17 protein-coding genes are annotated in these 17,620 nt (G+C 73.6%); 3 read left to right on the top strand and 14 right to left on the bottom strand.

The window, feature by feature from the left end:
* Window positions 1–90 precede the first annotated feature (90 nt).
* The 12 genes from KYT88_RS08150 to hrcA form a co-directional block, all read right to left on the bottom strand.
* On the bottom strand, window positions 91–2,667 hold the full coding sequence (locus KYT88_RS08150; protein ID WP_043586974.1) for a bifunctional lysylphosphatidylglycerol flippase/synthetase MprF: 2,577 nt from the start codon (window positions 2,665–2,667) through the stop codon (window positions 91–93).
* On the bottom strand, window positions 2,664–4,067 hold the full coding sequence (locus KYT88_RS08145; RefSeq protein WP_043586976.1) for an alpha/beta hydrolase: 1,404 nt from the start codon (window positions 4,065–4,067) through the stop codon (window positions 2,664–2,666). The genes KYT88_RS08150 and KYT88_RS08145 overlap by 4 nt, the downstream gene beginning before the upstream one ends.
* Window positions 4,068–4,152: 85 nt before the next feature.
* On the bottom strand, window positions 4,153–4,839 hold the full coding sequence (locus tag KYT88_RS08140; protein WP_012038260.1) for a response regulator: 687 nt from the start codon (window positions 4,837–4,839) through the stop codon (window positions 4,153–4,155).
* 53 nt (window positions 4,840–4,892) lie between these two features.
* Window positions 4,893–6,404, bottom strand: a complete 1,512-nt coding sequence (locus KYT88_RS08135; protein ID WP_043586978.1) for a sensor histidine kinase — start codon at window positions 6,402–6,404, stop codon at window positions 4,893–4,895.
* Window positions 6,405–6,512: 108 nt separating this feature from the next.
* On the bottom strand, window positions 6,513–7,580 hold the full coding sequence (gene era / locus KYT88_RS08130) for a GTPase Era (RefSeq protein ID WP_043586981.1): 1,068 nt from the start codon (window positions 7,578–7,580) through the stop codon (window positions 6,513–6,515).
* Complete coding sequence (locus KYT88_RS08125) at window positions 7,573–8,895, bottom strand: hemolysin family protein (protein ID WP_043586983.1); 1,323 nt, start codon at window positions 8,893–8,895, stop codon at window positions 7,573–7,575. Before KYT88_RS08125 ends, era begins: the two co-directional genes overlap by 8 nt.
* Before the next feature lie 8 nt (window positions 8,896–8,903).
* Window positions 8,904–9,365, bottom strand: coding sequence for an rRNA maturation RNase YbeY (gene ybeY, locus KYT88_RS08120; protein ID WP_012299081.1), 462 nt, complete (start codon window positions 9,363–9,365; stop codon window positions 8,904–8,906).
* Window positions 9,362–10,411: a PhoH family protein gene (locus KYT88_RS08115; protein WP_043586985.1), complete on the bottom strand. Its 1,050-nt coding sequence runs from the start codon at window positions 10,409–10,411 to the stop codon at window positions 9,362–9,364. The genes ybeY and KYT88_RS08115 overlap by 4 nt, the downstream gene beginning before the upstream one ends.
* Window positions 10,398–10,754, bottom strand: coding sequence for a histidine triad nucleotide-binding protein (locus tag KYT88_RS08110; protein ID WP_043586987.1), 357 nt, complete (start codon window positions 10,752–10,754; stop codon window positions 10,398–10,400). Before KYT88_RS08110 ends, KYT88_RS08115 begins: the two co-directional genes overlap by 14 nt.
* Before the next feature lie 28 nt (window positions 10,755–10,782).
* Complete coding sequence (locus KYT88_RS08105) at window positions 10,783–11,535, bottom strand: 16S rRNA (uracil(1498)-N(3))-methyltransferase (protein WP_043586989.1); 753 nt, start codon at window positions 11,533–11,535, stop codon at window positions 10,783–10,785.
* A gap of 2 nt (window positions 11,536–11,537) precedes the next feature.
* A complete protein-coding gene (dnaJ, locus tag KYT88_RS08100) occupies window positions 11,538–12,653 on the bottom strand; it encodes a molecular chaperone DnaJ (protein WP_043586991.1) in 1,116 nt (371 codons plus the stop codon).
* Window positions 12,654–12,713: 60 nt separating this feature from the next.
* Window positions 12,714–13,736: a heat-inducible transcriptional repressor HrcA gene (gene hrcA / locus KYT88_RS08095; RefSeq protein WP_012038251.1), complete on the bottom strand. Its 1,023-nt coding sequence runs from the start codon at window positions 13,734–13,736 to the stop codon at window positions 12,714–12,716.
* 186 nt (window positions 13,737–13,922) lie between these two features.
* On the opposite strand from hrcA, the gene KYT88_RS08090 reads away from it, so the two are divergent.
* Both KYT88_RS08090 and KYT88_RS08085 read left to right on the top strand, forming a co-directional pair.
* Window positions 13,923–14,318 (top strand): DUF4870 domain-containing protein, encoded by a 396-nt coding sequence (locus KYT88_RS08090; RefSeq protein ID WP_043586993.1) that lies wholly within the window; start codon window positions 13,923–13,925, stop codon window positions 14,316–14,318.
* A gap of 10 nt (window positions 14,319–14,328) precedes the next feature.
* Window positions 14,329–14,742, top strand: coding sequence for a VOC family protein (locus KYT88_RS08085; protein WP_043586995.1), 414 nt, complete (start codon window positions 14,329–14,331; stop codon window positions 14,740–14,742).
* A gap of 19 nt (window positions 14,743–14,761) precedes the next feature.
* On the opposite strand, the gene hemW is transcribed toward KYT88_RS08085, so the two are convergent.
* Window positions 14,762–15,985: a radical SAM family heme chaperone HemW gene (hemW, locus tag KYT88_RS08080; protein ID WP_043586997.1), complete on the bottom strand. Its 1,224-nt coding sequence runs from the start codon at window positions 15,983–15,985 to the stop codon at window positions 14,762–14,764.
* Window positions 15,986–16,062: 77 nt separating this feature from the next.
* Here hemW and KYT88_RS08075 point away from each other — a divergent pair, with 77 nt between their 5' ends.
* On the top strand, window positions 16,063–16,764 hold the full coding sequence (locus KYT88_RS08075; RefSeq protein ID WP_043587000.1) for an HAD family hydrolase: 702 nt from the start codon (window positions 16,063–16,065) through the stop codon (window positions 16,762–16,764).
* A 22-nt stretch (window positions 16,765–16,786) separates the two neighbouring features.
* On the opposite strand, the gene KYT88_RS08070 is transcribed toward KYT88_RS08075, so the two are convergent.
* On the bottom strand, window positions 16,787–17,440 hold the full coding sequence (locus tag KYT88_RS08070) for a DUF1990 domain-containing protein (protein ID WP_012038246.1): 654 nt from the start codon (window positions 17,438–17,440) through the stop codon (window positions 16,787–16,789).
* Between the last annotated feature and the right edge of the window lie 180 nt (window positions 17,441–17,620).

Below are 17,620 nucleotides of genomic sequence, written 5' to 3'. Positions count from 1 at the left end.
GGCGACTAAGGAGGAGGCGGCCGGACTGCATGCGACCACGGTACACCGGCGCCGCGCGGGTCCGCACCCGCGGCGGCCGGCGGACGGGGCTCACCGCGCGGAGCGGAGCACGCGCGTCAGGTCCCGCACCGACGTCGACGGCAGGTACGCGCGGGTCAGCGCGAGACCCACGGTCGGCAGGGCGGTCGCGTCCGGGTAGGCCATGATCAGCGGCACGAGCTCGGGCTGGAACTTGCGCTTGAACTCCAGCAGCGAGCGGAAGCCGTAGACCGGCTCCAGCGAGTCGGCGAGGAACTCGAGGATCCGCTCGACCGCGCTCTCCTGCGGCTCCGCGCCGGTGCCCGCGTCCGCCTGCTCGCCGGAGGTCGAGGTCGAGGTCGAGGCCGCCCGCGTCTGCGCGAGCGGCGCGGCGGAGAGGCTCATGAACTCGATGCCGTCCTCCTTCATCCGCATGGCCGAGCGGGCGATGAGGAACTCCATCACGCCGTTGATCCCGTCGGGGCGCCGGCGCATGAAGTCGAGCGTCCAGCCGACCACCTCGCCGTCGCGCCAGGTGGGCAGCCAGCTCGTCGCGGCCTGGACGTGGTCGTCCGCGTCGATCGCGAGCATGAGACGCACGGCGGGATCCCGCAGCTCCTCCACGCCACCGAGGGTGAAGCCCATCTCGGGCAGCTCCTTCTCCGCGACCCACTCCTCGGACATCTGCTCGATCTGGCTCGCCCAGGCGAGGGGCAGCTCGGCCCAGGTGGTCCACTCGGCGCGGATGCCCGCGCGATCCGCCCGGTTGATGGACGTGCGCACGTCCTGCCACTTCTTTCCCGTGGTCTGCCAGGTGCCCGGGCGCACGACGGTCTCCTCGGCGACGACGAGCGTCTCCCATCCCATCTCGCGGAACAGCGGCGTCATCGACGCGGGGACGCTGTAGAAGACGGGCGTCCACCCGTTGTCGTCGGCGAAGCGCGCGAACTGGCCGAGGACGTCGCGGAGGGCGCGGTCGTCCTCGGGCGGTCCGAGCGGCGCGGCCGTGGTGATCGCGACGCTGCCGACGACGCGGTAGGCCACGACCGTCTGCCCGTCGGCCGCGATCCAGTACGAGTTGCCCGGCCACGTCGCCATGTGGGACAGCGAGCCGATGGCCCCGCGGCGGAGGGCCGGCATGACGCGCGCCTGCGCCCGGGGCACGGCGGCGATGCGGACGTCGGCGATGGCGCGCAGGCTCGCGATCACCAGGATGATCCAGAACACCGGCCCGACACCGCGGTAGACGACGTCGGTGATGGGGTCGGTCGGCAGGAAGTCGAGCGACTCGCCGCGGAGGAACGACGCCGGGATGAAGCGGTCGGGGGCCTCGGCGAGCAGGTCGTTGAGGTCGACCGGCCGTGTGAAGGCGTCGGAGAGCGCGAGCCCCGTGGCCACGAACAGCGCCATGAGCCCGGCCAGGGCGACGCCCGTCGTCACGAGGAAGCGCCGGATGGCGGGGGCCGTCGAGAGGATGGTGAAGTGCCGTCGCAGGAGCACGAGGACGATCGCGCTGCCGAGCGGCAGCGCCACCGACGCGACGAGCGCGGCCACCGCCTCCGGGTGCGCGGACGGGGACGCGGACAGGCGCGGCGAGACCATGTCGCGGTGCACCAGCATCCCGAACGCGTAGGCGGAGAGCACGGCGAGCAGCAGGTTGACGCTCACGGCCAGCCACACGGCGAAGCGACGCCCGCGCGCCAGCCCGTACGCGGCGACCAGCAGCGCGAGCAGCGGCGCCACCGACAGGAGGATGGGACCCACCCCGCCGCCGATGCGCGCCAGCATGATCTCCTGCAGGCAGTCGTGCGTGAAGTCGCTCGACAGGCAGCGGGTGGAGATCGCGTCGCCCGGCACCCGGTCGTCGACGAACAGCAGCGCGATGGGGGCGAGCGGGCCGTAGCGGCTGCGCGACAGGAGCGCGATCGCGGGGCCGGTCCCGAGGATCGCCACGACCGCCGCGAGGATCACGCGCACCTCGTGATGGGAGCTGCGCTGCCAGAGCGCTCCTCCGGCCGGGCGGTGCAGCAGCGCGCCGACGACGCCGCCGACCAGGATCGCGAGGAGCCGGTAGAGGTCGCTCGGCTGGCCCGAGTAGAGCAGGAACACGAGCACCACGACGACGAGCACCACGCGGATGCGCCGCCGCCACAGGACGCCGGCCCACGCGCTCGAGAGCGCGAGCACGCCCGCGACCGCCGTGAGCGGATCCGCCGTCGCGATGCCCCGCACGCCGTGGGACCACAGCTCGCCGTCCACGAGCCCCAGCGCCTGCACGGCGATGCCGAGGAGCGAGCCGACGGTGCCGGTGAGCACGAACCCGAGGAGCGTGCGCCACCAGCCCATAAGGTGCTCCGCGACGCCGACGAGCACCAGCACGGCGAGGAGCGAGACGACGAGCTCCACGGGTCCGTCGGTGAGGAAGGCCGCCGTGGCGGTGGTCCACCAGTGGCCCCGCTCGACGACCGCCTCGTAGCCGGTCGCCAGCTCGTGGTGGACGACGCGGCGCCACGTGGCGGAGACGGCGGGCAGCACGGCGAGCAGGAGGATGACCGCGGCGATGCCGAGGGTCACGGGCTGCGCGACGAGGCGCGACAGGAGCGCGCGGGCGGCGCCCTGGAGCGTGAGGATGCGGGGGCGCGCGGTCATCGGGTGAGGCCCAGGCGCTGACCGAGGGTGGGGAGCGCGTCGGCCGTGCACCACTTCACGGTCCCCCAGTCGTGCGAGCTGCCGGGCGCGATGCTCAGCCGGGCGTCGATCCCGGCGGCGACGGCGGCCGCCTCCACCTGCTCCACGCCCGGACGGTACCCGGAGTCCTCCTCGCCCACGCAGAACACGGCCTGGGTGTCGGCGTAGGGCGCGCGGCTCGCCATGACGGCCGAGGGGATCGACGCCGCGTACCTGTCGTGCGAGCCGCCGAAGGCGACGTCGATGGTCTTCGGGCCGGCCCACGGGCCGATCTCGCCGGAGATGTCGACGAAGGAGCCGTACACGTCCGGATGCGCGGCCCCGAGCTGCGCGGCGCACGTGCCGCCCTGCGAGAAGCCGAGCAGGGCCCACGACGTCCGGCCGTCGAGGACGCGGAGGTTCCCGCGGATCCACGCGGGGACGTCGACCGTGAGGTACGTCTCCGAGTTCCCGAGGGACGAGTCGATGCACATGGGGTTCGCGTCCGATGCGCCCAGCTGGTCGGGCATGACCACGATGGGCGCGAGGCCGTGGTGGTCCGCGGCGTAGGCGTCGAGGATGGACTCGAAGCGGCCGGACGCGAGCAGGTCGAGCGGCTTGCCCGGCTGCCCGGACATCGCGATGAGCACGGGCAGGTCGGGGGCGTCCGGCACCAGCGCGGCCGGCGGGAGGTAGACGATGGCGTCGCGCGCCGTGAAGCCCGACTGCGTGCCCGGGATGCTCACGGACCCGACGCGGCCGTGCGAGGGGAGCTCCTCGCCCGGCGTCCACGACTCCTCGATGGGCACGGTGGAGTCCGGGGCGGGCTCCCCTTCCGCGGGCTGGGCCGACGGGAGGTCGGACGTGTCGAGCGGACCGACGCGGGTGAGGCCGAACGCGGCCGCCACGTTCGGGTACTCCTGCAGGTCCGCGTTGATGCCGATGGCCGAGGTGAGCACGACCAGGGGGACCACGAGGACGGCCAGCACGCGGTGCAGGACGCGGAGGCGGCGAGCCGGCCGCCCGGTGCCGCCGACCCCGGTGACGCTGCGGCCGCTGCGCGCGACGGCGACGACCAGGATGCCGAGCCCCATGCCGCCGATCGCCGTCCAGCCGCGCGTCGGCAGGGACAGGACCACTCCGAACAGGTCCATCACGTCGCCGAGCACGAAGGCGAGGGCCAGGCCGCCCAGCGCGCCGAGGAGGGCGCCGAGTGCGAGCTCGCCCGCGGTGCGCCGGGGGTCCGCGGCGCGCGCACCGGTCGCCTGGCGCGCCCGCCGCGCGACGACGGCCAGGAGGACGAGGCCGATCACGGGCGCGAGTGTGGTGGCCGTGACCGTCGAGGCGCTCAGCAGCGACAGGTCTTCGAGATCGTGGAGCACGGTGGTCCTCTGGCGATGGGAGCGGGACAGGCGAAGGGAATCTAGCCGACGGGGATGCGAGCGGGCCCCCGGCGGTCGGGAGCGGCTAGCCCTGGGTCGGGGATCCGTTCAGCCGGTGCTCGAAGGCGAAGACCACGAGCTGGACGCGGTCGCGGAGGCTGAGCTTCGCGAGGATGCGGCTCACGTGCGTCTTCACCGTCGCCTCGCTGAGGAACTCCGCCTGCGCGATCTCCGCGTTGCTGAGGCCGCGCGCCGCGAGGACGAAGATCTCCCGCTCGCGCGAGGTGAGCGACATGAACGCGGGCGGCGCGACCCGCGGCCGGGAGCCCGGGTCGAAGTGCTCGAGCAGCTGCCGTGTCGCCGACGCCGCGATGACCGAGTTGCCGGCGTGGACCGTGCGGATGGCGGCGAGCAGGAACTCGGGGTCGGCGTCCTTCAGCACGAAGCCGCTCGCCCCGGCCCGGATGGCGCGCGCGGCGCTCTCGTCGAGGTCGAAGGTGGTGAGGACGAGGACGCGCGGCGGGCGCTCGCCGCGCGCGTCCGCCGCCCGCAGGACCTCGGCCGTGGCCTGGATCCCGTCCATCACCGGCATGCGGATGTCCATGAGGATCACGTCGGGGCGCTCGGCGCGCGCGAGCTCCACGGCCTCCTGCCCGTTGGCGGCCTCGCCGGCGAACTCCAGGTCGGGCTGCGAGGAGATGAGCATGCGGACGCCCGTGCGGAACAGGGCCTGGTCGTCGACCAGGGCGACGCGGATGGGTGGGGTGGGCACGGGGGTCCTTCGATCGGGGTCGGCGTGGGGAGGCTATCGCGGCGCGCGGCGGGTCAGGATCCGGCAGGCCGGTCGTCGCGCCCGCGGCGCGCCGCGGAGGCGGCTGCTCCGCGGGCGGCAGCGGTGCGGTGCGGGCTGACGTGCGCGGCGGGCGCTCCGGGCGTCGCGGTGCCCGCGGCCGCGGCCTCCGGCGGGAACAGCTCGTCGAGGGTCAGGGGGCGGCTCGGCGCGTCCGCTCCCGTGCCGACGGCCGCGCCGGCGACGGGCACGCGGGGCACGGGGCGGGTCGCGGGCGCGAACGGGATCCACGCGGAGACGGTCCACACGCCGTCGCGGACGCCCGCCGAGAAGCGGCCGCCGGAGAGCGTCGCGCGCTCGCGCATCCCGGCGAGGCCGTGGCCGACCGGCTGCGCGGGCGTCGCGGGAGCGGGCGGCAGCACGGGGAGGGCGATGATGCCCGTCGTGGTGCGGGCGGGGCGCACCGGATCCGGGAGCGTCCGGCTCCGCACCGACACCGAGACGCCGTCCGGCTCCCACGCGAGCTCGACCTCGACGGGGTGACCGACGTCGCCGTGGCGCAGCACGTTGGTGAGCGCCTCCTGCACGATGCGGTACACGGCGAGCTGCTGCCCCGTGCCGAACTCGCCCGGCTGGCCCGACTCGACGAACTCGACGGTCAGGCCCGTGGAGCGCATCTGGTCGATGAGGTCGCTCAGCTCCTTGAGCTCGGGCTGCGGGGCGTCGTCCTCGCTGTGCCGGAGCTGCGCGAGGAGGATCCGCACGTCGCCCAGCGCCTGCCTCGCCGTGGTGGAGATGGTGCGCAGCGCCTCGTCCGCCGCCTCGGGATCCACCAGTCGCGCGTAGCGCGCGCCGTCGGCCTGCGCGATCACGACGGCGAGCGAGTGGGCGACGACGTCGTGCATGTCCCGGGCGATCCGGTTGCGCTCCTGCTCCACGACGACGTCCTGGAGCGCGCGGGCCTGGTCGCGCTCGGCGGCCTCCTGCGCATCCCGGCTCGCGTGCGACGCGCGGGACGCGACGACGAGGCGGCCGGCCGTCCACGACGCGAGCAGCACGCTCCACGCGCACAGGAGCAGGAACAGGAACAGGGTCGCGAACGCGGTCCACTCCCCCGTGCTGAACGCCTGGCTGCCGATGGGGACGCGGCCCGAGGCGTATGACAGGTAGGAGGCCGCGACCACGCCGCCGACGATGGAGGAGGCGAGGCCCAGCGCCCGGACGATGCGGCCGCCGTACGCCGCGGTGCAGTAGACGACGAAGGCGATGGCGATGTCGCCGGGCTCGACCGCGGCTCCGGCTCCCATCTGGATGATCGCGCCCGCCCACGCCACGGCGAGCGAGAGCCCGGGCGCGAGCCGCCGGACGGCGAGGGCCGCGCCCATGAGGACCACGAGGACGAGCGAGACCTCGGATGTCGCGAAGGAGAAGACCCCGAACGCGCTCGCGGCCGCGACGCCGATCGACCCGGGAGAGAGGACGGCGACGAACGCCGCCGCGAGGACGACGTCGAGGACGAGCTGGTACCTCGGGATCCGTCGGAGCATGCGACCACCGTACGTGCCGCGCTCCCCCGCAGAGCCCGCGGCGGCCGATGATCCCCGCGGAGGCGACCCGATCTCATCCGCGGGATGTACGCGCGCCGCCCGAGCGGATCAGAAGCCGAGGCGGCCGAGCAGCTTCGGGTCGCGCTGCCAGTCCTTGGCGATCTTCACGCGCAGCGAGAGGAACACGCGGGTTCCCACGAGCGGCTCGATCTGCGCGCGCGCCACCTGCCCCACGTGCTTGAGCCGGGACCCCTGCGCGCCGATGACGATGCCCTTCTGGCTGTCGCGCTCGACGAAGAGGTTCGCGTAGATCTCGAGCAGCTCCTTGTCCTCGCGCTGGATCATGTCGTCGATCGTGACGGCGAGCGAGTGCGGCAGCTCGTCCTGCACGCCCTCGAGCGCGGCCTCGCGGATCAGCTCCGAGATGCGCGCCTCGAGCCCCTCCTCGGTGACGGCGTCCGACGGGTAGAGCTGCTCGGAGACGGGCAGCGCCTTCAGCAGCTCGCCCACGAGCGCGTCGAGCTGGATCGCCTCGACGGCGGAGACGGGCACGATCGCGTCCCAGTCGCGCAGCTCCTGCACGGCGAGGAGCTGCTCGGCGACCGCGTGGCGCGATGCGGAGTCGGTCTTCGTGACGATCGCGATCTTGCGGGCGCGCGGGTACTCGTCGAGCTGCTCGTTGATGAACCGGTCGCCCGGGCCGATGCGCTCGTCGGCGGGGATGCACAGCCCGATGACGTCCACGTCCCCGAGCGTGGTCTGCACCAGGGCGTTGAGCCGCTCGCCGAGGAGCGTGCGCGGGCGGTGGATCCCGGGGGTGTCGACCAGGATGAGCTGCCCGTCCGGCCGGTGCACGATCCCGCGGATGGCCTTGCGCGTCGTCTGCGGCTTGGAGCTCGTGATGGCGACCTTCTCCCCCACGAGCGCGTTCGTGAGCGTGGACTTCCCCACGTTCGGCCGTCCGACGAAGGAGACGAAGCCCGCGCGGTAGGCGGGCGCTCCCCCGCGCGGCTTGCGCTTCGAGCGCGCGGGCTCCGCGTCCCGGTCGATGCCCCAGGCCTCGTCCGACAGCGGGGCGGGCTCGGCGGCCGTCCCGGTGACGGGCGTCCCCGTGACGGGCGTCCCGTCCGTCGCCGTCTCCTCGACGGGCGTCGCGTCGTCGCGGGGATCAGTCATGGTCGTGTCCTCTGCTGGCGGCGGCGCCCGCGGGGGCCGCCTCGTGGTCGTCGTCGGGGTCGTCGGCGCGGTCGCGCTCGACGAGGATCGTGCTGATGCGCGTGCGGCGCCCCTCGACCCGGTCGGCCGTGAGGACCAGCCCGCCGACGCGCACCACGGATCCGCGCTCGGGCAGGCGCCCCAGGGTCTTGGCGAGGAGGCCGCCCGCGCTGTCCACGTCGTCGTCGTCGAGCTCGAGCCCGAACAGGTCCCCCAGCTCGTCGATCGGCAGCCGGGCGCTCACACGGTACACGCCGTCCCCCAGGTCCTCGAACTCGGGCACGTCGCGGTCGTACTCGTCGCTGATGTCGCCCACGAGCTCCTCGATGAGGTCCTCGAGCGTGACGAGCCCGGCGATGCCGCCGTACTCGTCGACGACCATGGCGAGGTGGTTGGACTCGAGCTGCATCTGCCGGAGCAGCGCGTCGGCCTTCTGCGACTCGGGGACGAAGACGGCGGGGCGCGCGAGCTGGTCGACGGTCGTCCGCTCGGCCTCCTCGGGCCGCTCGTAGACCATGCGCGCGAGGTCGCGGAGGTACAGCACGCCCTCGATCTCGTCGGAGTCGCGTCCCGTCACCGGCGCCCGGGAGATGCCGCGGGAGAGGAAGAGGCCGAGCGCGGAGCCGACGTGCGCGGTCTGCTCCACGACGACCATGTCGGTGCGCGGGATCATCACCTCGCGCACGACCGTGTCGTTGAACTCGAAGATGGAGTGGATGAGCTCCCGGTCGTCCTCCTCGAGCACCTCCAGCTCGGTGGCCTCGTCGACCATGCTGAGCAGCTGCTCCTCGCTCGTGAACGTCGCGACGGTCTTCGGGCGGCCGGGCGTGACGCGGTTGCCGAGGGCCACGAGCGCGTCGGCGACGGGCCCGATGGCCACGCGGATCACCCGCACGAGCAGCGCCGTCCAGGCGAGCAGCGGGCGCGCGTGCACCCGGCCGACCGAGCGCGGGCTCGCGCCCACGAGCACGAAGGACACGGCCGTCATGATCGCGGCGGCGACCAGCAGCGTGATCCACCACGCGTCGATCGTGGAGGCCAGCGCCAGCGTGACGAGCACCGCGGCGCCGGTCTCGGCGATGATGCGCACGAAGCCGAGCGCGTTGATGTAGGCGCCCGTGTCGACGGAGATGGCGAGCAGGGAGCGACGAGCGCGCGCGGTGGCCGCGAGCTCCTGGATGTCCGCGCGCGACAGGGACGAGATGGCGGACTCGGCGGCGGCGAACAGGCCGCCGAGGACGACGAGGAGGAACGCGGGGAGGAGGAGGGCGAGCATCGAGGCGGTCAGCGCCCGCGCTCGCTCATGGCGAACCCGATCAGGATGTCGCGCTGGAGCCCGAACATCTCGCGCTCCTCGTCGGGCTCGGCGTGGTCGAAGCCCAGCAGGTGCAGGATGCCGTGCGCCGTGAGCAGCAGGATCTCCTCCATGGTGGAGTGCCCCGCCGTGACCGCCTGCTCGGCGGCGACCTGCGGGCAGACGACGATGTCGCCGAGGAGGCCCGCGGGCGTCGGCCGGTCCTCCGTGCCGGGGCGCAGCTCGTCCATCGGGAAGCTGAGGACGTCCGTGGGGCCCGGCTCGTCCATCCACTGCACGTGCAGCTGCTCCATCGCGCCCTCGTCCACCATCACGATGGCGAGCTCCGCGTCGGGGTGCACGTGCAGCGTGTCCAGCGCGTACGTGGCGAGACGCTGGATGAGGGGCTCGTCGACCTCCACGGCCGACTCGTTGTTGATCTCGATGCTCATCGGGTGCTCCCAGGGGCGGTGCGGCGCTCGGCGCGGAGGTGGTCGGCGGCCTGGCGCTCCGCGTCGTAGCGCGTGTACGCGTCCACGATGCGGCCGACCAGGGTGTGCCGCACGACGTCGTCGCTCGTGAGGCGGGAGAAGTGGATGTCGTCCATGCCGTCCAGCACGCGCGTGACGAGCTGGAGGCCGCTGGACCCGGTGGGCAGGTCGACCTGCGTGATGTCGCCCGTGACCACCATCTTCGAGCCGAAGCCGAGGCGCGTGAGGAACATCTTCATCTGCTCGGGCGTGGTGTTCTGCGCCTCGTCGAGCACGACGAACGCGTTGTTGAGCGTGCGCCCGCGCATGTAGGCGAGCGGCGCGACCTCGATGGTGTTCGAGGCCATCAGCTTCGGGACGAGCTCCGGATCCATCATCTCGTTGAGCGCGTCGAACAGCGGCCGGAGGTACGGGTCGATCTTGTCGGTGAGCGAGCCGGGCAGGTAGCCGAGCCGCTCCCCCGCCTCGACGGCCGGACGCGTGAGGATGATCCGCTCGACCTCCTTGCGCTGCAGCGCCTGGACGGCCTTCGCCATGGCGAGGTAGGTCTTGCCCGTGCCCGCGGGGCCGATGCCGAACACGATGGTGCTCTCGTCGATGGCCTGCACGTACTGCTTCTGGCCCTGCGTCTTCGGGCGCACGACGCGGCCGCGCGACTGCACGATGGCCTCGCTCAGCACGTCGGACAGGGTCCGGCCGTCGTCCTCGCCGAGCCGGCGCGCGCTCGTCTCGATCTCCTGGGGTTCCACGTGCTGTCCGTCCTCCACCATCGCCACGACCTCGTCGATGAGCCGACGGGCCGCGGCCACGTCCGCCCGGGTGCCGACGAGCGTGATCTCGTTGCCGCGGACCCGGACGTCGACGTCCGGGTGCTCGCGTTCGATCTGCCGGAGCAGCCGGTCCTGCGGTCCCAGGAGATGCACCATGAGCACGCCGTCCATCGTCGCCGTCTGCTCGACGCGGTCATCCTCCGTGGATGCGCCGCCCCGCGGGTCAGAGCCCGACATGGTCCCCCTGGTCGAAGCCGGCGAGCACGTGCGCGTGCACGTGGAAGACGGTCTGGCCGGCGTCCGCCCCCGTGTTGAAGAGGAGACGGAACTGGCCGCCCGCGCGCTCGGCGGCGATGCGCGACGCGACCTCGACGACCTCCGCGAGGAGGGCGGGGTCGCCCGCGGCGAGCTCCACGACGTCGCGGTACGCGGCCGTCTTGGGCACTACGAGGACGTGCACGGGGGCCTTGGGCGCGATGTCCGCGAAGGCGATGACGCGGTCGGTCTCCGCGACGATCTCGGCCGGGATCTCGCGCGCGACGATGCGCTCGAAGACGGTGGGCTCTGCGCTGCTGGTCATGCGCCCAGCCTACGCGGGACCCGCGACGTCACCAGCGCCCGAGCGCGGCGTTGACGAGCGCCAGCGCGGCCGGCCCCGCGGTCGACGTGCGGAGGATCCCCGAGCCGAGCGCGACGGGGATCGCCCCCGCCTGTCGGAGCGCCTCGACCTCCGCGGGCGCGATGCCGCCCTCCGGGCCCACCACGAGCAGGACGTCGGTCGCGCCGTCGCCGCCGACCGTCGCCAGGTCGAGCCGCGACAGCCGCGCGTCGGCCGTCGGGTCGAGCACGAGCACGCGCGTGGTCCCCGCCATGCGCACGAGGTCCTTCGTCGTCGCGAGCGCCTCCACCTCGGGAACCCGGGGGCGGATGGACTGCTTCACGGCCTCGCGGACGATCGCGCGCCAGCGGTCGCGGCCCTTGGCGACCTTCTGGCCCTCCCATCGGGAGACGGAGCGCTGCGCCTGCCACGGGATCACCGCGTCGACGCCCAGCTCGGTGGCGGCCTGCACGGCCAGCTCGTCGCGGTCGCCCTTGGCGAGCGCCTGCACGAGGACGACCCGTGGCGACGGCTCGGGATGCGCCTCGACCGCGTCGACGCGGAGCTCGAGCCGCTGCGGCTCGGCCGACGTGACCGTCCCCGAGGCGATGGTGCCGCGCCCGTCCCCGACGAGGATCCCCTCGCCGGAGCGCACGCGGCTCACCGTCACCGCGTGCCTGGCCTCCTGCCCGGCGAGCACGAGCAGGCGGCCGACCGTGAGGTCGGACGCGCCGATGTCGTCGGCCAGGTAGAAGTGCGCCACGGTCAGACGTTGAGGAAGCGGTCGCGGAGCTTCTGGAACAGGCCCTGCTGGAAGTGCGCGAGGTGCGGCGCGGGCGCCTTGTTGCGTCGCGCGAACTGCTGGATGAGGTCGCGCTCCTTGTGGTCGAGCCTCTGCGGCGTGACCACCTGGATCCCGATCTTGAGGTCGCCGCGACCCGAGCCGCGCAGCTTCGTGACGCCGCGGCCGCGCACCGTGATGATCTCGGCGCTCTGGATGCCGGGGCGCAGCTCGAGGTCGACGTCGCCGTCGAGGGCCTCGATGTGCGCGTCGCTGCCGAGGATCGCGTCGACCATGCTCACCTCGACCGTGGCGAGCAGGTCGTCGCCGTTGCGGCTGAAGACCTCGTGGTGCTTGACCTTGATCTCGAGGTAGAGGTCGCCGTTCGGGCCGCCCGCGGGGCCGACCTCGCCGGAGCCCGGCATCTGGAGGCGGAGGCCCGTGTCGACGCCGGCCGGGATGTCGACGGGCACGGTCCGGCGCGCGCGGACGCGGCCCTGGCCCTGGCAGGTGGGGCACGGGTGCGGGATGACGGTGCCGTAGCCGCGGCAGGTCCCGCAGGGGCTCGAGGTCATGACGTTGCCGAGGAGCGAGCGCACCTGGCGCTGGATGCTGCCGGAGCCGCGGCAGATGTCGCACGTGACGGCGCTCGTGCCGGGCTGCGCGCATGTTCCGTGGCACGTGTCGCAGACGACCGCCGTGTCGACCTCGAGGTCGCGGTGCACGCCGAAGATGACCTCATCGAGCTCGACCTCCACACGCAGCAGCGCGTCCTGGCCGCGCTCCTGGCGCGAGCGCGGGCCGCGTCCGCCGCCGCCCTGCTGGCCGCCGAAGAACGTCTCGAAGATGTCGCCGAACCCGCCGAAGCCCTGGCCTCCCTGGCCGCCGAAGCCGGCCTGCGGGCCGAGGTCGTACTGCTGGCGCTGCTGCGGATCCGACAGCACGTCGTACGCGTGCGTGACGAGCTTGAACCGCTCGGCGGCGTCGGGGGCGTCGTTGACGTCCGGGTGGAGCTGGCGCGCCTGCTTGCGGTACGCCTTCTTGATCTCCTCTGGCGTCGCCTCGCGGCTCACGCCGAGTACTTCGTAGTGGTCAGCCACGTCGGGCCCTTCGGTGGTGATGGTCGTGGGAACTGGGAGCGGTGCGCCGGCGTGCGGCGGTCACCGCTCCTCGAGCAGGCGCGAGAGGTAGCGCGCGACCGCGCGCACCGACGCCATGTTGGTGGAGTAGTCCATGCGGGTCGGTCCCAGCACGCCGAGGCGCGCGAGCACGCCGCCGGACGAGCTGTACCCGCTGGTGAGCACGCTCGTCTCGCCGAGGCCGAACGGGGCGTTCTCCCGGCCGATGCTCACCGAGACGCCGTGCTGGTCGGCCTCCATCTCGCCGAGCAGGCGCAGGAGCACCACCTGCTCCTCGATGGCCTCGAGGACGGGCGAGATGCTCCCGGGGAAGTCGCGCTCCGTGCGGGCGAGGTTCGCGGATCCGGCCAGCAGCAGCCGCTCCTGCCGGTTGGCGAGCACCTGCTCGACGAGCGTGCCCGCGAGCACGGATGCCGCGGCGCGCTGGGCCGGCTCGACCTCGTCGGACAGGGTCTCGAGCCGGGTGGCCGCCTCGGCGAGCCCGAGCCCGCCGACGGCCTGGTTGATCCGCGTGCGCATGACCGCGAGGAACGCGTCGTCCGGGTCGCCCGCGAGCTCGACGACGCGCTGCTCGACGCGGCCCGTGTCGGTGATGAGCACGGTGAGCACGCGCGTGGTGGACAGCGCCACGAGCTCGACGTGCTTCACGTGGCTCGTCGCGAGCGACGGGTACTGCACGAGCGCGACCTGGTTGGTGAGCTGCGCGAGGAGGCGCACGGTGCGGGCGAGGACGTCGTCGAGGTCGACCGACTCGCCGAGGAACACGTGGATGGCCTGGCGCTGCGCGGGCGTGAGCGGACGCACGTCGGCGAGCTGGTCGACGAAGAGGCGGTACCCCTTGTCCGTCGGCACGCGACCGGACGACGTGTGCGGCGCGGCGATCAGCTCCTCCTCCTCGAGGAGGGCCATGTCGTTGCGGATGGTGGCGGCCGAGACGCCGAATGCGTGGCGCTCCACGATGGACTTGGAGCCCACGGGCTCCCGCGAGGACACGTAGTCCTGCACGATCACCCGGAGGACGTCGAGCCCGCGTTCCGAGACCATGGCGGCTCCCTCCTGGCACTCGTCGGTTCTGACTGCCAATCGTACCGCGGCTCCGGGGGTGGTCGGCGTTGCCGGTCGCGCGTCGTCGGCGGTAGCGTGGACGGGCCAGGTGTTGCCCGGCCCACCCACGATCCGCTCGCGTCCGCCGGTCCCCGGCCGCCGCGTGGCACCGAGAGGCTCCCCGCGATGTCCGCACCCGATCCCCACCCGTACGGCGCGCCCGCTCCCCTCACCCCGAGCGAGGACCGCCTCTGGGCGTCGCTCACGCACTTCCTCGCGATCCTCATCGTGCCGTCGTTCATCGTGTGGCTCGTGTTCCGCGAGCGCGGCCGGTTCACCGACCAGGAGGGCAAGGAGGCGACCAACTGGACCATCAACGTCGCCGGCGCGCTGGTCATCCTCAACGTGCTGCAGGTGGTCTTCGGGGTCATCCCGATCCTCGGGGTCATCATCGGCCTGTTCCTCGGCCTCGTGATCTTCGCGGTGGTCGTGGTCAACATCGTGTTCGCGATCATCGGCGGCACGCGCGTCCAGGCCGGCCGGCCCTACCGCTACCCGCTCAACATCCGGTGGATCAAGTAGGCGGACGCCCGTGAGCGCGAGGATCCGGCACGTCGCGATCGACTGCCTGGACCCGCACGCGCTGTCGCTCTTCTGGGCCGGCGTGACGGGCTTCGCGGAGGATCCCGAGGAGCCGAACCTGCCCGGCCAGGACGCCGCGTGGCTGGGCGACCCCGTCTCCGGGCTGGGAATCATCCTGCAGCGCGCGGACGCGCCGAAGGCCGGCAAGAACCGCGTGCACCTCGACCTCGCGCCCGACGACCGCACGCGCGACGAGGAGGTCGACCGCGTGCTGGCGCTGGGAGCCGCGCTCGTGGCCGACCGGCGGAACGCGGACGGCAGCGGCTGGGTCGTGCTCGCGGATCCCGAGGGCAACGAGTTCTGCGTGGAGCGCAGCGACGCCGAGCGCGAGGCCGGCGACGTGGTGGGCGCGGTCGTCCTCTGACGACCGGCCGGGCCGCCGCCTAGTCCTCGAGCAGCCGCCGCACGACGGCGTCGGCCAGCAGGCGCCCCTGCAGCGTGAGCACGAGGGTGCCGGAGAGGGCGGCGCGCGGATCCACCAGGCCGTCGGCGATGAGGCCCGCGACCTGCCGGCGGCCCTCGGCCGTGAGCGTCGGGATGTCCAGGCCGTCGCGGATGCGGGCGCCGAGGAGCACGCGCTCCACCTCGCGCGTCGCGTCGTCGAGCGACTCGCGGCCCGCGCCGGGTGACGCCCCCGCGAGCACGCGGTCCGCGTACGCGGCCGGGTGCTTGACGTTCCACCAGCGGACGCCGCCCACGTGGCTGTGCGCGCCCGGACCCACGCCCCACCAGTCGTGGCCCTGCCAGTAGGCGAGGTTGTGGCGGCTGCGGCGGTCGTCGCGCGCCCAGTTGCTCACCTCGTACCACTCGTAGCCGGCCTCGCCGAGCATGCGGTCGGCGAGCTCGTACATGTCGGCCTGGAGGTCCTCGTCGGGCTCGGGCACCTCGCCGCGGCGGATCTGCCGCGCGAGCTTCGTGCCGGGCTCGACGATGAGCGCGTAGGCCGAGAGGTGGTCCGGCTCCTGCGCGATCGCCTGCTCGAGCGAGGCGCGCCAGTCGTCGATGGTCTCCCCCGGCGTCCCGTAGATGAGGTCGAGGCTGACCTCGAGGCCCGCCGCCCGGGCGCCGCGGACGACGGGGGCGATCCGGGCGGGATCGTGCGTGCGCTCGAGCGTGGCGAGCACGCGCGGCACGGCGGACTGCATGCCGAAGGACACGCGCGTGAAGCCTCCCGCCGCGAGGGCCGCGAGGTAGGCGTCGTCGACGCTGTCGGGGTTGGCCTCCGTGGTGACCTCGGCGCCGTCGGCGAGCCCGAAGGTCTCGCGCACGGCGTCGAGCATCCGGATGAGGTCCTCGACCGGGAGGAGCGTCGGCGTGCCCCCGCCGAGGAACACGGTGGAGGCGGGACGCGCGGGGACGCCGGAGTCCCGCAGCGCGGATCCGGCGAAGCGCACCTCCTGGACGGCCTGCGACGCGTAGTCGGACTGCTTCACGCCGCGGAGCTCGGGTGCCGTGTAGGTGTTGAAGTCGCAGTAGCCGCAGCGGACGCGGCAGAACGGGACGTGGAGGTAGACGCCGAAGGCGCGGTCGTCCGCGCCGGTCGACGCCGAGGCGGGGAGCAGGCCGTCGGCGGGGGCGGGATCGGCGAGGGGCAGGGCGGACGGCATCCGTCCATCATCCCCCGGTCGGCGCGCGCCCCGGTGCGCGCGCCCGGGGTGGCCCACCGCTCCGGCAGGATGGGGGCATGACCGACGCCCGATCCCCCCGACCCCTGCACGTCCTCTGGGACGTCGACGGCACGCTCCTGCTCAACGGCCCGCGCGCCGGCAGCATGTACCACCGCGCCATCGAGCTCGCCGCGGGCGAGGAGCTCGAGGACCGCACGGTCCACGCGCACGGGAAGACCGACGGGCAGATCATCTGGGAGACCCTCGACCTCTACGGGCTGCCGGAGTCGCTGCACGCCGCGGTGCGGGAGCGGCTCGAGGGCATGTCGCGCGTCGAGCACTACGGCGCGGGTCGGCGCGAGGTGCCGGTCGGCGTGCCGCGCCTCGTGGCCGACGTCGCCGCCCGCGGCTGGGTGAACGCGCTGCTGACCGGCAACTCGCCGCTCCGCGCCCGGTACAAGCTCGACGGCGCGGGTCTCGACGTCGACCTGTTCGACTGGGACGCGTCGTTCTTCGGGCACGAGGCCCGGATCCGCAGCGACCTCACGCGTCGCGCCGCGGAGGCGCTGGCCGGGGCCAGCGTCGTGATCATCGGCGACACCCCCGCGGACGGGGTCGCCGCCGAGGCCGCGGGCTTCCCCTTCGTGGCCGTCGCCACGGGCGCGTACGACGTCGAGCAGCTGCGGTCGCCGGATGCGCACGCGGCCGTCGTGGTGCCCGATCTCGCAGCAGGCCACGACGAGGTCATGGCCTACCTGGACGGACTCGCCGCGCGCTGACGCAGCTCGGCCGCTCAGCGGATCAGGCGGACGCGACCGCCGGGTGCAGGGCCTTGAGGTACCGGCGCATGAAGACGCCCTGCACGACGCGGAGGACGGGGCTCGCGAGCCGCATCGGCCAGGACGCGGGCCGCGAGAAGACGCGGAGGGTGAGCCAGACGCTGCCGTCGGGCTCCCGGGAGACGAGGAACGCCTCCTCGCCGCTCAGCGGGTGACCGTGGACCGTGCCGTAGGCGAAGCCGACCCGGTCGGTCTCCTGCACGGTGTACACGACGCGGACGGGTGCCTCGGGGTGGAACGGGCCGAACGGCATGCGGAGCACCGCCGAAGTGCCCGACGTGATCCACGCGGTGCCGTCGTCGCCGTACAGCGTCTCGCGCGGGCGATCGACGGGGACCTGGGGCACCCCGTCCTCGTCGAACTCCAGCCCCTGGTAGCCGGGGTCGTCGGGGACCTCCTGCTCGATGCGGGTGACCTCGATGCCGCTGCCGCGCTGCACGCCCCACGTCATGAGGAGGGCGACGGCCTGCTCGAAGCGCTCGTCGCCGCTGCCGAGCCGTGCGCTCGCCTCCGCGGGACGGTACCCCTCGGGCGGGTAGGTCATGAGGTCGACGGCCTGGGTGCCGCCGACGGAGCCGTACGTGACGGCGGTCGCGGTGTAGGTGCTGCGGCGCATGACGTCAAGACTACGGCGTGTCGCTGGGCGTCCCGCGCGTGCCGACGCCGCGGCCGCTGCCATGCGTCGAGCCCCCGCATCGGGGGCGCGACGACATCCGTCATCCCTGCGGATGAGGTGCAGACGCGGCCCGTCATCCCGGCGCCGTAGCGGCCACCGGAGCGTCATCGGATCGTGACC

This window comes from Clavibacter sp. A6099 (assembly GCF_021919125.1).
Taxonomy (GTDB): domain Bacteria; phylum Actinomycetota; class Actinomycetes; order Actinomycetales; family Microbacteriaceae; genus Clavibacter; species Clavibacter seminis.
This window is presented reverse-complemented; position numbering and strand designations above follow the sequence as displayed.

Bases quoted from the DNA above. Each gene is read 5' to 3' on its own strand.
- KYT88_RS08150 (WP_043586974.1), bottom strand. From the start codon at position 2,667: ATGACCGCGCGCCCCCGCATCCTCACGCTCCAGGGCGCCGCCCGCGCG.
- KYT88_RS08135 (WP_043586978.1), bottom strand. From the start codon at position 6,404: ATGCTCCGACGGATCCCGAGGTACCAGCTCGTCCTCGACGTCGTCCTC.
- era (WP_043586981.1), bottom strand. From the start codon at position 7,580: ATGACTGATCCCCGCGACGACGCGACGCCCGTCGAGGAGACGGCGACG.
- KYT88_RS08125 (WP_043586983.1), bottom strand. From the start codon at position 8,895: ATGCTCGCCCTCCTCCTCCCCGCGTTCCTCCTCGTCGTCCTCGGCGGC.
- ybeY (WP_012299081.1), bottom strand. From the start codon at position 9,365: ATGAGCATCGAGATCAACAACGAGTCGGCCGTGGAGGTCGACGAGCCC.
- KYT88_RS08115 (WP_043586985.1), bottom strand. From the start codon at position 10,411: ATGTCGGGCTCTGACCCGCGGGGCGGCGCATCCACGGAGGATGACCGC.
- KYT88_RS08110 (WP_043586987.1), bottom strand. From the start codon at position 10,754: ATGACCAGCAGCGCAGAGCCCACCGTCTTCGAGCGCATCGTCGCGCGC.
- hrcA (WP_012038251.1), bottom strand. From the start codon at position 13,736: ATGGTCTCGGAACGCGGGCTCGACGTCCTCCGGGTGATCGTGCAGGAC.
- KYT88_RS08090 (WP_043586993.1), top strand. From the start codon at position 13,923: ATGTCCGCACCCGATCCCCACCCGTACGGCGCGCCCGCTCCCCTCACC.
- hemW (WP_043586997.1), bottom strand. From the start codon at position 15,985: ATGCCGTCCGCCCTGCCCCTCGCCGATCCCGCCCCCGCCGACGGCCTG.
- KYT88_RS08075 (WP_043587000.1), top strand. From the start codon at position 16,063: ATGACCGACGCCCGATCCCCCCGACCCCTGCACGTCCTCTGGGACGTC.
- KYT88_RS08070 (WP_012038246.1), bottom strand. From the start codon at position 17,440: ATGCGCCGCAGCACCTACACCGCGACCGCCGTCACGTACGGCTCCGTC.